1 pseudogene is annotated in these 1,080 nt (G+C 31.5%); it reads right to left on the minus strand.

The annotated features are described in order from the left end of the window. Positions 1-1,080, minus strand: a pseudogene (locus tag MBORA_RS00055) (hypothetical protein); the annotation flags it as partial.

Consider the following 1,080-nt stretch of genomic DNA (forward strand, 5'->3'; position numbering starts at 1 on the left):
TTTGATTGTGATTTGAAGATTTTTATAAATTAAAGGTTTTCCTTGGTAGTCTGTTAATTTTACCTTATATTTTGTCCCATCATTATAAAACATATACACATTATTAGAATTTAAATAAGAATCACCAGTAATAATTAAATCATTAGTCAAATCATTACCATCTTTTTTATAAATCATTTTAATAGTGTGTTTTCCACTGTTTAAATTAGAAAATGTAATATTCTCATTTATTCCGCTATCAAGGATTTTATTACCATTTTCATAGTAATTAACATTGTAATTATTTTTTTCGTAGTAAATTAAGTTATTAACAGTAACAGTGTTTGTATTTTTAGGACGAAATACACTAAAAGTACAAGCAAATATATCACCTGACTTAAACCAATAAATAACATTACCTTTAAATTTTTTAGCATGGTTATTAACAAAAGAACAATCCACTACCTTACCATTAGCACCATCCCAAAAAACAGCACCACCACACCCATCTGCATGGTTATTAACAAAAGAACAAGCACTTAAAAAACCATTATCACCAGTCCACCAAACAGCACCACTCCATTTAGCATGGTTATTAACAAAAGAACAATCCACTACCTTACCATTAGCACCAGTCCAACAAACAGCACCACCCCACCCATCTGCATGGTTATTAACAAAAGAACAAGCACTTAAAAAACCATTATCACCAGTCCAACAAACAGCACCACCATACCATTTAGCATGGTTATTAACAAAAGAACAATCCACTACCTTACCATTATCACCATTCCAATAAACAGCACCACCATACCCATCTGCATGGTTATTAACAAAAGAACAATCCACTACCTTACCATTATCACCATTCCAATAAACAGCACCACCATACCATTTAGCATGGTTATTGTTAAAAGTGCAGTTTTTTATATTGCCTTGTGTTCCATGTAAGTAAATAGCACCACCAAGTTTACGTGCGTGGTTATTTTCAAAGTAACAATTTTCTAAATTAGCATTATCTCCAAACCAGTCAATGGCACCACCCCAATCTGTTTGAGTATTATTAGCATTTATGAATCTTATATTTTTTAATGTGACTTG

It is taken from the genome of Methanobrevibacter oralis (genome assembly GCF_001639275.1).
GTDB classification, from domain to species: Archaea; Methanobacteriota; Methanobacteria; order Methanobacteriales; family Methanobacteriaceae; genus Methanocatella; species Methanocatella oralis.